We start from the raw sequence: 12278 nt of genomic DNA, 5'->3' as shown, positions 1-12278 counted from the left end.
CGATCGTGCGATTTTACGGTGAAAAAAACCCGGGCATCAAGCCCGGGCGCCGAAAAATATCTCTAATTTCACGGCATCGACGGGCTCTACCAGGAGGTGATGACCGCCCCGCCGAACGTCGTTTCGACGTAGTGCTTCACTTCCGGCGAGTGGTACGCGGCGACCAGTTTCGCGACCCAGGGCTTGTTGCGGTCCGCCTCGCGGATCGCGAGGATATTCACGTACGGCCCCTTCGGGTCTTCGATTGCGATCGCGTCCTGTTTCGGCTTCAGGCCCGCCTGCATGGCGAAGTTCGTATTGATTGCGGCGGCGTCCACGTCGTCGAGCGAACGCGGAATCTGCGCGGCGTCGAGTTCGACGATCTTCAGCTTCCTGGGGTTTTCCACGATGTCGAGCGGCGTCGCCTTCAACCCTGCGTCGGCGCGCAACTTGATGAGACCCTGGCTCTGCAGCAGCAGCAAGGCGCGGCCGCCATTCGTCGGATCATTCGGCACCGCGATGCGGGCGCCAGGCTTCAGTTCGGCGAGCGATTTGATCTTCTTCGAGTAGATGCCCATCGGGAACGTCACCGTGTCCGCGATCTTGATGAGCTTGTAGCCGCGATCCTTCACCTGCGCGTCGAGATACGGCGCGTGCTGGTAGCTGTTGGCGTCGAGGTCGCCGCCCGCGAGCGCCGCGTTCGGCTGCACGTAGTCCGAGAACTCGATGATCTTGATGTTCAGGCCGTTCTTCGCAGCCACGCTCTTCACGACTTCCAGCACCTGCTCGTGCGGGCCGCCCGTCACGCCCACCTTGATGGTTTCGTCCGCGTGCGCAGCAAGCGGTGCGATGAGCGAAGCCGCGCCAAGCGCCGCGACGAGCCGGATCATGAAACGACGTTGCATACCCAACCTTTGTCTTGTGTAGTTAGGTTGATCGAAAAACCGCTTGTTTTAAGGCTTATTTGTGGCTCAGGCGGCGCACGAGCCAGTCGCCGAACGACTGCACGAGCTGCACGAACACGATCAGGATCACGACTACGATCAGCATGACTTCGGGTTCGAAGCGCTGATAGCCGTAGCGGATGCCGAGGTCGCCCAGACCGCCGCCGCCGATCGCGCCGGCCATCGCCGAATAGCCGACGAGCGAGATGAACGTGATGGTGAGCCCCGCCACCACGCCCGGCAGCGACTCGGGCAGCAGCACCTTGAAGACGATCTGGCTCGTGCTCGCGCCCATGGCCTGGGCCGCTTCGATCAGGCCGCGATCGACTTCGCGCAGCGCCGTTTCGACGAGCCGCGCGATGAACGGCGCAGCGGCGATGGTCAGCGGCACGACGGCGGCCGCCGTGCCGATCGACGAGCCGACCACGAGGCGCGTAAACGGAATCACGGCAACGAGCAGGATGATGAACGGCGTGGAACGCACGGCATTGACGATCACCCCCATCGCGCGATTCGCGGCGATGTTCTGCAACACGCCGTTGCGATCGGTCAGATAGAGAAGCACGCCGAGCGGCAGGCCGATGGCCGCGCCCACGAGTCCCGAGATGCCCACCATGACGAGCGTCTCCCAGAACGACTGGACGAACATGTCGAACATTTCACTCCACATGGGACAGTTCCTCCACCACGACACCTTGTTCGCGCAGCCACGCCATGGCCTGCGCCACTTTCACCGGATCGCCGCCCGCGAGCACCGCGAGCGAGCCGAACGCCTGCCCCTGGATCTCGTCGATCTGGCCGTGCAGGATGTTGAAATCGAGTTCGAAGCGGCGAATCGTCTCCGAGAGAACCGGCTGGTCGACGCCCGTGCCCTTGAACGCGAGGCGCAGCAAGTGGCCGCTGCCCTTGGCGAGATGCTCGGCCACGCGCGCCTTGAGCGCTGGCGGCAATTCCTGGGCGATGACGTCGCCGAGCAGCGCGCGCGTGACTTCGTGGCGCGGCTGCAGGAACACGTCGATCACGGGGCCGCTTTCCACCACGCGGCCCGCATCGAGCACGGCCACGCGGTCGCAGACCTGTTTGATCACTTCCATCTGGTGCGTGATCATCACGATGGTCAGGTTCAGTTCGCGATTGATCTTGCGCAGCAGGTCGAGAATCGCGCGCGTGGTTTCAGGGTCGAGCGCCGAGGTCGCTTCATCCGAAAGCAGCACCTTCGGCTTGCTCGCGAGCGCGCGCGCAATCCCCACGCGCTGCTTCTGGCCGCCGCTGATCTGCGAGGGATAGCGGTCTTTCTGCGCGGTGAGGCCGACGAGTTCGAGCAGCGGCAGCACCGTCGCTTCGATCTCGGCGCGCTTCACGCCGGCCAGTTCGAGCGGCAGCGCGACGTTGTCGAACACGGTGCGCGACGACAGCAGGTTGAAGTGCTGAAAAATCATGCCGATCTCGCGGCGCGCTTCGCGCAGGTCGGCCGACGAGAGCGACGTGAGCGTGCGAGCGTTGACGACGATGTCGCCTTCGGTGGGCCGCGTGAGCAGGTTAATGGTGCGCACGAGCGTGCTCTTGCCTGCGCCGCTGCGCCCGATGATGCCGAACACTTCGCCCGGCGGAATCGTCAGATTGACGTTGTGCAGTGCCTCGATCCAGCCTTGTGGGCCGGCGAAGCGCTGGGACACGTTTCGAATTTCGATCATGGAAAAAAGCAAAACGGCGGGTGTGCCGCGCGCCGCTCGCGCAGGCCGCCCTTGTGAGTAGCGGAAAACGCGTCGCGCCGGCAGACAGCCGCCGTTGATGGACTGGATTTAGCCCGCGATTCTACCCTGGCACGCAAAATTCCTTTTAATAATCAATTTCGATAATTTCATAACTGATTTGCATTAGAGGGTTCTGGCGGCGCATGGCCGCCGCGCGGCCGCTACACTGCTGCCGACAGACTGATACCGAAAACGAACCGCCCCGCACCACCACGTACAGCCCAAACAGGGAGCGAGATGGAGACCAGTCAGAACATCGCCATGGCGCAAGCCGCAGAACCCGTCGGGCAAGCGACGACGCTGCCTACACGCGACGGCGTCGAACTGCCGCGCTACGTCTGGCGCGCGAGCGCGCCGCCGCGCGCGGCCATTGCGCTGGTTCATGGCCTGGCGGAACACGCGGGCCGCTATGCTGCGCTCGTCGCTCGGCTGAACGCCGCGGGCATCGATGTCTACGCAATCGATTTGCGCGGCCACGGGCATGCCCCTGGGCGCCGGACGTGGATCTCGCACTTCGACGAATATCTCGATGACGCCGAGGCGCTCCTCGCCTACGCGAGCGCGCAATGCGCGACTCAGGGCACACCGCTCTTCCTGATGGGACACAGCATGGGCGGCGCGATCGCCGCGCTCTACGCCGTCGAGCGCCTGCCGCAATCGCGCGTGCCGCTCGCGGGCCTGCTGCTCTCGAGCGCGGCGCTGGCGCCGGGCCGCGACGTGCCCGCGTGGAAAATCGCCGCGAGCCGCGTAATGAGCGCAATCTGGCCGACCTTTCCGGCCATGAAGATCGACGCGGCGCTGCTCGCGCGCGTGCGCGATGTGGTCGAAGCCAATCGCGCCGATGCGCTCGTGCATCACGGCGCGATTCCCGCCCGCACGGGGGCGCAATTGCTGGAAGCGATGAAGCGCATCGAGGCGGGACGCGCGCATCTGCGGCTACCCGTACTGATCTGGCATGGCACCGAGGACAAGCTCACCGAGCCCGAAGGCAGCCGCGCATTCGGCGCGAACGTGGGATCGCCAGATCGCACGCTCACGCTATATGACGGCAGCTACCACGAGACGCTCAACGACCTCGATCGGGAACGCGTGATCGACGCGCTGATCGACTGGATCGAGCGGCACAACTGAGCGGCCAGGCGCGTTACTTCGCGCCGCGTTTATCGATGAACGCCTGCACGCCGTCGAGCGCGGGGTCGGTCATCATGTTGCAGGCCATGGTCTGCCCGGCTAGTTGATACGCGGCATCGATGCCCATTTCGAGCTGCCGGTAGAAGAGCCCCTTGCCTGCCGCGACCGCCTCGCGCGGCTTCGCGCAGATGCTCGCGGCCAGTGCGGTCACGGCGGCGTCGAGTTCGTCGGCGGGAACCACGCGGTTCACGAGGCCTTCGCGCAACGCCTTCTCTGCGTCGATGAATTCGCCGGTCATCAGCATCTCGAAGGCCGCCTTGCGAGACACGTTGCGCGAAAGCGGCACGGCGGGCGTCGAGCAAAAGAGCCCGAGATTGATGCCCGATACCGCAAAGCGCGCCGAGTCCGCCGCCACCGCCAGATCGCACATCGCGACGAGCTGGCAGCCCGCCGCCGTCGCCACGCCCTGCACGCGCGCAATGACGGGCTGCGGCATCTTTTGAATCGCGAGCATCATCTTCGAGCAGCGCTCGAACAGTTTCGCATAGTACTCCTGCGAGGGCGCCGCGCGCATCTCCCTGAGATCGTGGCCCGCGCAGAACGCGCGCCCCGCCGCTGCGATCACGACCACGCGCGCATCGGATTGCGCCAGCGCGCCGAGTTCGCCCTGCAATGCATCGATGAGCGCTTCGGAAAGCGCGTTGAACGCATCCGGGCGGTTCAGCGTGAGGCGCACGACGCCTGGCACGCCATACGCTTCGCGCGTGACTTCGACGAGCGCCGGCGATGAAGAGGGGATAGCACTCACGTTGCGTGTCTCCTTCGTTCGAATGTGCGCGATGCGGGTCCGCGCTCAGTGCCGCGCGGGCCGCCTAGATATCCGCCAGCACGCGCAGATGCGCCACCACGCTGCGGCCGAGCGCCGAGAGGTTATAGCCGCCTTCGAGGCTGCTCACGATGCGCCCCTTCGCGTAGCGGCCCGCGATCTCGCGAATCTGTTCCGTGATCCATGCGAAGTCGTCCTCCACGAGCCCCATGTTGCCGAGATCGTCTTCGCGATGCGCGTCGAAGCCCGCCGAGACGAACACCATCTCCGGCTTGAACTCGCGCAGCCGCGGCAGCCACATGATGTCGATGGCCTCGCGCACTTCCATGCCTTTCGTGCGCGCCGCGATCGGCAGGTTGACCATGTTCGGCGCCGAATTCTCGGCCCCCGAGTACGGATAGAACGGATGCTGAAAGAAGCTGCACATCAGCACGCGCGAATCGCCGGCGAACGCCGCCTCGGTGCCGTTGCCGTGATGCACGTCGAAGTCGACGATCGCTACGCGCTGGAGGCCGTGGACTTCGAGTGCATGGCGCGCCGCGATCGCGATGTTGTTGAAGAAGCAAAAGCCCATCGCGCGCGCAGGCTCCGCGTGATGGCCGGGCGGGCGTACGCTGCAGAACGCGTTCTCGTAGCGCCCGGCGAGCACCGCGTCGGTGGCCGCGATCGCCGCGCCCGCCGCGCGCAGCGCCGCCAGCCACGTGTGCGGATTCATCAGCGTGTCGGGGTCGATGCTCGCGTAGCCTTCCTTGGGCGCCGTGTTGCGGATGAAGTCGATGTGCGCCTGGGTATGCACGCGCAAGAGGTCCGCCTCGGTCGCGAGCGGCGCCGATTCGTCGCGCTCGATCAGCGCGTCGATGCGGCTCGCGATCAGCTGGTCTTCGATGGCCTGCAGACGCGCGGGGCATTCAGGATGCCATTCGCCCATCTCGTGCAGCAGAAAATCGGGGTGAGAGAAGAAACCGGTCGTCATGAGTCGCACTCGCCGCGGGCTTCGCGCATGCGCGCGGCCGCGGGTCTCCTTCTGTCTATTGTCTGGCGGCGCGCCGGTTGGCGCGCGAACAGACACCACGTTACCACAGCGACCTGGTGCTCACGCGCCACGCCGGCGCGCAGCGGCCCAATTCCCAGAAGGCGCTCGGTTATACTGCCCGGGTTCTTCCTGGACCGCTCTCCGCCTCTCGCTCTCATGACCCTCAAGACCGCTCTGTCCGCCTCCGGCCGCCCACGTCGCACGACCCTCGCCCTCGCGCTTTGCGTCGCCGCGTCGTTGTGCTCCGGCGCGGCGCGCGCGCAAACTGCCGCGCCGAAATCGCGACAGACGCCGCTCACGCTCGCGCAGGCACAGCCGCAAACGCCGACGCAGGGCCAGACGTTCGAAGAGGAAATCGTCCCGCAGCGCTACGCGAACAATCCGGACGTCGACGGCTTCATCAACGACATGGTGGCGCGCTACGACTTCGATCCGACCGCACTGCATGCGCTGTTCGCGAGCGCGAACTATTCGGCGACGGCGGTGAAGCTCGTCACGCCCTCGCCGGTTCCGGGCGTGAAGAACTGGCGCGCGTATCAGGCGCGCTTTCTCGACCCGGTGCGCATCAATGCGGGCGTGCGCTTCTGGCGCGCGAACCAGGCCACGCTGCAGCGCGCGTCGGAAGAGTTTGGCGTGCCGCCCGAGGTGATCGTCGGCATCATCGGCGTGGAGACGATCTACGGCCGCTACATGGGCAACTTCCGTGCGCTCGATGCACTCACCACGCTCGCCTTCGATTACCCGAACACGCCGAACCGCGCCGAGCGCATGGCGACGTTCCGCAAGAACCTCGAGGACTACCTCGTGTGGACGCGCGACGCGCAGATCGATCCGTCGTCGGTACTCGGCTCGTACACGGGCGCGATCGGCATTCCGCAGTTCCTGCCGAGCAGCATCGTGCAGTACGCGGTGGACTACGAGGGCAACAATCATATCGACCTGCGCGGAAGCACGGCCGATGCGATCGGCAGCGTGGCGAACTATCTGCGGCAGAACGGCTGGGAATCAGGGCGGCCGGTGGTGTGGAATATCGCCACCGATGCAGGCAGCCTCGGCATCGCTCAAGCCGCCGCCGACGGCAAGCCCGAACCGCGCTGGCCGCTAAGCCAGTTGCTGCACTCGGGCCTCGCGCTCGACCAGCCGGACGTGGATATCGCCGCCGAGGCAAGCACGCCTGTCACGGTGATCGACCTGCCCTCGCCCGGCCGCGGCACCGAGTACAAGCTCGGGCTCAAAAACTTTTATGTGCTGACGCGCTATAACCGCAGCTTCTTCTACGCGCTCGCGGTGTATCAGCTGGGCATGCGCGTGAAGGCGCAGATGCTGGCAACGCAGCCGGGCGTGGGTGTGGGCCCGGCGAACGGAAACGGTGGAAATGGCGGCATCAACGGCGGCAACGGAAATGACAACGGCAACGGGGTGAACAGCGCCCCGAATGGTGCGGGCACGACGACGCCTCCCGCGCAGCAAGACTGATTTCGGCGCTACAAAGCAAAACGGCCTTCGGAATCGAAGGCCGTTTTTCTGCGTCCACGCTTCAATCAGGCGGGAAACACACCCGTAGAGAGATACCTGTCGCCGCGATCGCAGACGATGAACACGATCGTCGCGTTCTCGAGCTGGCGCGCAAGACGCAATGCCACCTCGCATGCGCCGCCCGACGAAATACCCGCGAAGATGCCCTCGACCGAGGCGAGACGGCGCGCCATGTTCTCGGCGGCGGCCTGGCTCACGTTCTCCACACGATCCACGCGGCTGCGGTCGAAAATCTTCGGCATATACGCTTCGGGCCACTTGCGAATGCCCGGAATGCGCGAGCCTTCTTCCGGCTGCGCGCCGACGATCTCGATCGCCTGATTCTTTTCTTTCAGGAACTGGGACGTGCCCATGACCGTGCCGGTCGTGCCCATCGACGAAACGAAGTGCGTGATGCGCCCTTCGGTGTCGCGCCAGATTTCCGGGCCGGTGGTCTCGTAGTGCGCAAGTGGATTGTCGGGATTGCCGAACTGGTCGAGGATGATGCCCTTGCCGTCGCGCTGCATTTGCTCGGCGAGGTCGCGCGCATATTCCATGCCGCCCTTGACCGGCGTGAGCATGATTTCGGCGCCGTAAGCCGCCATGCTTTGGCGGCGCTCGACCGAGAGGTCCTCCGGCATGATCAGCACCATCTTGTAGCCGCGGATAGCCGCCGCCATGGCGAGCGCGATGCCGGTGTTGCCGCTCGTCGCTTCGATGAGAGTGTCGCCCGGCTTGATGCGGCCGCGCTCTTCGGCTTTACGGATCATCGAGAGCGCCGGGCGGTCCTTCACCGACCCAGCCGGGTTGTTGCCTTCCAGCTTGGCCAGCACCACGTTGTTGCGGGCGCGGATTTCATCGTCCGGCAGGCGGACGAGCTGCACGAGCGGGGTATTGCCGATCGTGTCTTCAATGGTCTTGTAGGGCATGGGAATGGCAGTGAGGCGCGATGACGTGATCCATTGATTCTAAACCACGTGGGCAGCGACCGCAGGGGACCCATAACGCTGGTATGGACGCAGGTTGGCGACACGGCCACCATACGCGGCAAAAAGCCCGCGGCCCGGGCCGCGGGTCAACGTCGCGGGTCGACATCACCTGAGCGACACCTGAAGGAAACTGCGCCCCGCAACGGCGAAGCACGACGCGCGGGGTAAAACGCAAGCGCAAGCGGCCTGCTACTTCTTGACCGCCACGGCAGCCTGAGGTGCGCCCGCCTTCGCGGGCGTTGCCTGCGCAACCTTCGCCTGCGCCGCCTGAGCATTCGCGGGACCGATCGCCAATCCTTCGGCCTGCAAACGTTCGACGGTATGGCCGCCCATGCCCTTCACGCGCTTGCCGAGGTCACTGGCATCCTTGTACGGGCCGTGCGCGCTGCGCTCGTCGAGAATGGCCTTCGCGCGCGTGGGCCCAACGCCCTTGATGCCGCGAAGCGCGTCTTCGTTGGCGGTGTTGACGTCCACGGCCGCGAAGGCGTGGCTGAAACCGGCCAGAAGCGCGGCCGCCGCAAGGACTTTTCGGAACATGCTGGATCTCCCTGAAAACGCCGGCGACCCTCGCCGGCGAGGAGAGTCCAGTTTATGAAGTCAGGGCTTCGCGTTACACCTGGCCAGAAAGCCAACGTACGTAACGATCCACCCCTTCCTGCACCGTCAGGAACGGCGCGTCGTAGCCGGCAGCGCGCAGCTTCGACTGGTCCGCTTGCGTGAAGCACTGGTACTTGCCGCGCAGCGCGTCGGGGAACGGAATGTACTCGATCAGCCCTTCCTTGACCTGCTCCCCGAGCGAGAGCGCGGGCTTGCCTTCCATCGCGCGCAGCGTGTTCACCACGGTCGTGGCAATGTCGTTGAACGGCTGGGCGCGGCCGCTGCCCAGGTTGAAGATGCCCGTCTTCTCCGGATGATCGAAGAAGAACAGGTTCACCTTCACCACGTCCTCGACGGAGACGAAATCGCGCGTCTGCTCGCCCGGCGCATAACCGTTGTATTCGCCGAACAGCTTCACGCGGCCTTCGGCGCGGAACTGGTTGAAGTTGTGGAACGCCACCGACGCCATGCGCGCCTTATGCGTCTCGCGCGGGCCATACACGTTGAAGTAGCGAAAGCCCGCAATCTGGCTTTGCGCGGTGGGCAGCACGCGGCGGATCACCTGGTCGAACAGGAACTTCGAATAGCCGTACACGTTCAGCGGCGCTTCCACTTCGCGCTCTTCGACGAAGCGCGTCGAGCCGCCATAGATCGCCGCCGACGACGCATACAGAAACTGCACGCGCTGCGCGAGACACGCGTCGAGCACGGCGCGGCTATAGCGGAAGTTGTTGTCCATCATGTAGCGGCCGTCGGTTTCCATCGTGTCCGAACAGGCGCCTTCATGGAACACCGCGCGCACGTCGCCGAAATCGCCGCGCGTGAAGCGCTCGACGAACTCGGTCTTGTCGATGTAGTCGTCGATCTCGCAATCGACGAGATTCCTGAACTTGTCCGCGCGGGTGAGATTGTCGACGGCGATGATGCGGTCTTCGCCGCGTTCGTTCAGCGCCTTGACGATGTTGCTGCCGATGAAGCCGGCCGCGCCGGTGACGATGAGGGTCATGATAGTTCTGCGGTGACGAGGTTCACGCGTGGTTGATGCCCGGCCGGAAAAACGCTGCGGAAATTCCGGCTGGGGTGCGAGCGCTGCGCGCTCGCGTGCACAACATTATTGAAAGAGTTCGTCGTAGTCGACGGTGGCCGTACCGAGCTTGCCGACCACGATGCCGGCCGCGCGATTCGCGAGCGCGACGCCTTCGACGAGCGGCAAGCCCGCGCCCAGCATGACCGCGACGGTCGCGATCACCGTGTCGCCGGCGCCCGAGACATCATACACTTCGCGCGCATCGGCCGCCGCGTGCAGCGCGCCGTCATCGGAAAAGAGCGTCATACCCTCTTCCGAGCGCGTGAGCAGCAGCGCGTCGAACTGCAGTTCGCGGCGCAGCTTGGTCACGCGCGCGTGCAGGTCCTCCTCGGACTTCCACGTGCCCACCACTTCGCGCAGCTCCGCGCGGTTCGGCGTGATGAGGCTCGCGCCGCGATAGCGTTCCCAGTCGTCGCCCTTGGGATCGACGAGCACCGCCTTGCCCGCAGCGCGCGCCTTCGCGATCATCTGCGTGACGTGCGTGAGGCCGCCCTTCGCGTAGTCGGAGAGCAGAATCACGTCGTGCGTGGGCAGCAGCGCGTCGAAACGCGCGAGGCTGGCGAGCAGGATCTCATGCGCGGGCGTGTTTTCGAAGTCCACGCGCAACAGCTGTTGCTGGCGCGAAAGCACGCGCAGCTTGATGGTGGTCGGCAACGCGGGATCGCGCTCGAGATACGCGTTCACGTTGCTTTCGTCGAGCAGCTCGACGATGCGCTCGCCGGGTTCGTCGTGGCCCACCACGCACAGCAGGCCCGCATGGGCGCCGAGCGCCGCCGCGTTGCGCGCGACGTTCGCGGCGCCGCCCAGGCGGTCTTCCTTGCGCTGCACATGCACGACCGGCACCGGCGCTTCTGGCGAGATGCGGTTGACGTCGCCGAACCAGTAGCGGTCGAGCATGACGTCGCCCACCACCAGCACGCGCGAGGTCGCGAGCTTTTCGCGCGGCACGACGCGCACTTCGGGCGCGATGGCGGCGGCAAGCGCGGCGACGGGTGCGGCTTCAGGCTGCGGAGTTTGCGAGATTGACATGGGGCCGCCCAATCGAATGATAGTCAATGCCGAGCTCCGCCATGGTGTCGGGCTCGTAGAGGTTGCGTCCGTCGAAGATCCGCGGTGCCTTGAGCACCTTCTTCAAATGCGCAAAATCGGGCGCCTTGAAGGCGGTCCATTCGGTGACGATCACGAGCGCGTCCGCGCCCATGAGCGCATCGTCCTGGCTCGACGCGAACGTCAGGCGCGCGTGCTGATCCGGCGCGTGCGCGAGATCGAGCGCGAACACGCGCTGCGCCTCTTCTGCCGCGACCGGGTCCCACGCCGCCACCGTGGCGCCGCGCGAGAGCAGGTCGGCGATCAGGCGGCGGCTCGGCGCTTCGCGCATGTCGTCGGTGTTCGGCTTGAACGCGAGGCCCCACACGGCGAAGTGCTTGCCGGTAAGGTCGTCGCCGCACACTCTGGCGATCTTCTTCACGAGCACTTCCTTCTGGCCGTGATTGACCTCCTCGACCGCTTCGAGCACGCGCAGATTCTGACCCGACTCCGCGGCCGTGCGGATCAGCGCCTGCACGTCCTTCGGGAAGCACGAGCCGCCATAGCCGCAGCCCGCATAGAGAAAGTGATAGCCGATGCGCGGGTCGGAGCCGATGCCACGGCGCACCGACTCGATGTCGGCGCCCACGCGGTCGGCGAGATTCGCCATCTCGTTCATGAACGAGATACGCGTGGCGAGCATGGCGTTGGCCGCGTACTTCGTGAATTCGGCGGAGCGCACGTCCATGTAAATGGTGCGTTCGTGATTGCGGTTGAACGGGGCGTAGAGGCGCTTAATCTTCTCGCGCGCCGCGGTGCCGTTCTCGTCCTCGTCGAGGCCGATGATGATGCGGTCCGGGCGCATGAAGTCGTCCACGGCCGCGCCCTCTTTCAGGAACTCGGGGTTCGAGACGACCGAGAAGCGGTGATCCACGCTCTGTGCGAGGCCGCGCTTTGCCAGCTCCTCGGCCAGCACGCCGTGCACGCGCTGCGCCGTGCCGACCGGCACCGTCGACTTGTCGACGACCACCTTGAAGCCGTTCATGTGGCGGCCGATGCTGCGCGCCGCCTCGAGCACGTACTGGAGATCGGCCGAGCCATCTTCGTCGGGCGGCGTGCCCACGGCGATGAACTGCACCTCGCCGTGCTCGACACTCGCCGCGATGTCGGTGGAAAAGGTAATGCGCCCGGCCGCGCGGTTGCGCGCGATGAGTTCGAGCAGGCCCGGCTCGTGAATCGGGACGCCGCCGCCGTTCAGGATCTCGATCTTGCGCGGATCGACATCGAGGCAAAACACGTCGTGGCCGATTTCGGCAAGACACGCACCGGTGACGAGGCCGACGTAGCCGGTACCGACAATGGTGATCTTCATAGGCGCTCCGGTGACAGATGCTGAT

12 protein-coding genes are annotated in these 12278 nt (G+C 65.4%); 2 read left to right on the top strand and 10 right to left on the bottom strand.

Annotation, left to right across the window (positions count from 1 at the left end; all coding sequences use genetic code 11):
- Positions 1 to 86 precede the first annotated feature (86 nt).
- The 3 genes from M3I53_RS11955 to M3I53_RS11945 are packed head-to-tail and all read right to left on the bottom strand — an operon-like array spanning position 87 to position 2617.
- On the bottom strand, positions 87 to 884 hold the full coding sequence (locus M3I53_RS11955) for a MetQ/NlpA family ABC transporter substrate-binding protein (RefSeq protein WP_254316133.1): 798 nt from the start codon (positions 882 to 884) through the stop codon (positions 87 to 89).
- Between the two features lie 55 nt (positions 885 to 939).
- Complete coding sequence (locus M3I53_RS11950) at positions 940 to 1593, bottom strand: methionine ABC transporter permease (RefSeq protein ID WP_254316132.1); 654 nt, start codon at positions 1591 to 1593, stop codon at positions 940 to 942.
- A complete protein-coding gene (locus M3I53_RS11945) occupies positions 1583 to 2617 on the bottom strand; it encodes a methionine ABC transporter ATP-binding protein (RefSeq protein WP_254316131.1) in 1035 nt (344 codons plus the stop codon). Before M3I53_RS11945 ends, M3I53_RS11950 begins: the two co-directional genes overlap by 11 nt.
- Positions 2618 to 2938: 321 nt before the next feature.
- Between M3I53_RS11945 and M3I53_RS11940 the strand changes: the two genes are divergently transcribed.
- On the top strand, positions 2939 to 3808 hold the full coding sequence (locus M3I53_RS11940) for an alpha/beta hydrolase (RefSeq protein ID WP_254316213.1): 870 nt from the start codon (positions 2939 to 2941) through the stop codon (positions 3806 to 3808).
- A gap of 13 nt (positions 3809 to 3821) precedes the next feature.
- Here M3I53_RS11940 and M3I53_RS11935 read toward each other — a convergent pair whose 3' ends face one another.
- Together M3I53_RS11935 and M3I53_RS11930 are read right to left on the bottom strand one after the other, a co-directional pair.
- The gene (locus tag M3I53_RS11935; RefSeq protein ID WP_375542509.1) at positions 3822 to 4607 is read right to left on the bottom strand and encodes an enoyl-CoA hydratase; all 786 of its coding nucleotides are present in this window, start codon (positions 4605 to 4607) and stop codon (positions 3822 to 3824) included.
- A gap of 73 nt (positions 4608 to 4680) precedes the next feature.
- Positions 4681 to 5607 (bottom strand): histone deacetylase family protein, encoded by a 927-nt coding sequence (locus tag M3I53_RS11930; protein ID WP_254316129.1) that lies wholly within the window; start codon positions 5605 to 5607, stop codon positions 4681 to 4683.
- Positions 5608 to 5823: 216 nt separating this feature from the next.
- Between M3I53_RS11930 and mltB the strand changes: the two genes are divergently transcribed.
- Complete coding sequence (gene mltB, locus M3I53_RS11925; protein WP_254316128.1) at positions 5824 to 7143, top strand: lytic murein transglycosylase B; 1320 nt, start codon at positions 5824 to 5826, stop codon at positions 7141 to 7143.
- A 65-nt stretch (positions 7144 to 7208) separates the two neighbouring features.
- Here mltB and cysM read toward each other — a convergent pair whose 3' ends face one another.
- The 5 genes from cysM to M3I53_RS11900 form a co-directional block, all read right to left on the bottom strand.
- Positions 7209 to 8111 (bottom strand): cysteine synthase CysM, encoded by a 903-nt coding sequence (cysM, locus tag M3I53_RS11920; RefSeq protein ID WP_254316127.1) that lies wholly within the window; start codon positions 8109 to 8111, stop codon positions 7209 to 7211.
- A gap of 249 nt (positions 8112 to 8360) precedes the next feature.
- A complete protein-coding gene (locus M3I53_RS11915; protein ID WP_254316126.1) occupies positions 8361 to 8708 on the bottom strand; it encodes a helix-hairpin-helix domain-containing protein in 348 nt (115 codons plus the stop codon).
- A 73-nt stretch (positions 8709 to 8781) separates the two neighbouring features.
- A complete protein-coding gene (rfaD, locus tag M3I53_RS11910) occupies positions 8782 to 9774 on the bottom strand; it encodes an ADP-glyceromanno-heptose 6-epimerase (protein WP_254316125.1) in 993 nt (330 codons plus the stop codon).
- Between the two features lie 105 nt (positions 9775 to 9879).
- Positions 9880 to 10884: a D-glycero-beta-D-manno-heptose-7-phosphate kinase gene (rfaE1, locus tag M3I53_RS11905; RefSeq protein ID WP_254316124.1), complete on the bottom strand. Its 1005-nt coding sequence runs from the start codon at positions 10882 to 10884 to the stop codon at positions 9880 to 9882.
- Complete coding sequence (locus tag M3I53_RS11900) at positions 10856 to 12253, bottom strand: UDP-glucose/GDP-mannose dehydrogenase family protein (RefSeq protein ID WP_254316123.1); 1398 nt, start codon at positions 12251 to 12253, stop codon at positions 10856 to 10858. Before M3I53_RS11900 ends, rfaE1 begins: the two co-directional genes overlap by 29 nt.
- Positions 12254 to 12278: the final 25 nt, after the last annotated feature.

It is taken from the genome of Paraburkholderia sp. CNPSo 3272 (assembly GCF_024206495.1).
GTDB lineage: Bacteria > Pseudomonadota > Gammaproteobacteria > Burkholderiales > Burkholderiaceae > Paraburkholderia.
Note: the sequence above shows the minus strand (reverse complement) of the source record. Positions and strands in the feature narration are given on the sequence as shown.

Excerpts from the sequence above, each read along its gene's own strand:
- M3I53_RS11955 (WP_254316133.1), bottom strand. The coding sequence starts at position 884 with ATGCAACGTCGTTTCATGATCCGGCTCGTCGCGGCGCTTGGCGCGGCT.
- M3I53_RS11950 (WP_254316132.1), bottom strand. The coding sequence starts at position 1,593 with ATGTGGAGTGAAATGTTCGACATGTTCGTCCAGTCGTTCTGGGAGACG.
- M3I53_RS11945 (WP_254316131.1), bottom strand. The coding sequence starts at position 2,617 with ATGATCGAAATTCGAAACGTGTCCCAGCGCTTCGCCGGCCCACAAGGC.
- M3I53_RS11940 (WP_254316213.1), top strand. The coding sequence starts at position 2,939 with ATGGCGCAAGCCGCAGAACCCGTCGGGCAAGCGACGACGCTGCCTACA.
- M3I53_RS11930 (WP_254316129.1), bottom strand. The coding sequence starts at position 5,607 with ATGACGACCGGTTTCTTCTCTCACCCCGATTTTCTGCTGCACGAGATG.
- mltB (WP_254316128.1), top strand. The coding sequence starts at position 5,824 with ATGACCCTCAAGACCGCTCTGTCCGCCTCCGGCCGCCCACGTCGCACG.
- cysM (WP_254316127.1), bottom strand. The coding sequence starts at position 8,111 with ATGCCCTACAAGACCATTGAAGACACGATCGGCAATACCCCGCTCGTG.
- M3I53_RS11915 (WP_254316126.1), bottom strand. The coding sequence starts at position 8,708 with ATGTTCCGAAAAGTCCTTGCGGCGGCCGCGCTTCTGGCCGGTTTCAGC.
- rfaD (WP_254316125.1), bottom strand. The coding sequence starts at position 9,774 with ATGACCCTCATCGTCACCGGCGCGGCCGGCTTCATCGGCAGCAACATC.
- rfaE1 (WP_254316124.1), bottom strand. The coding sequence starts at position 10,884 with ATGTCAATCTCGCAAACTCCGCAGCCTGAAGCCGCACCCGTCGCCGCG.
- M3I53_RS11900 (WP_254316123.1), bottom strand. The coding sequence starts at position 12,253 with ATGAAGATCACCATTGTCGGTACCGGCTACGTCGGCCTCGTCACCGGT.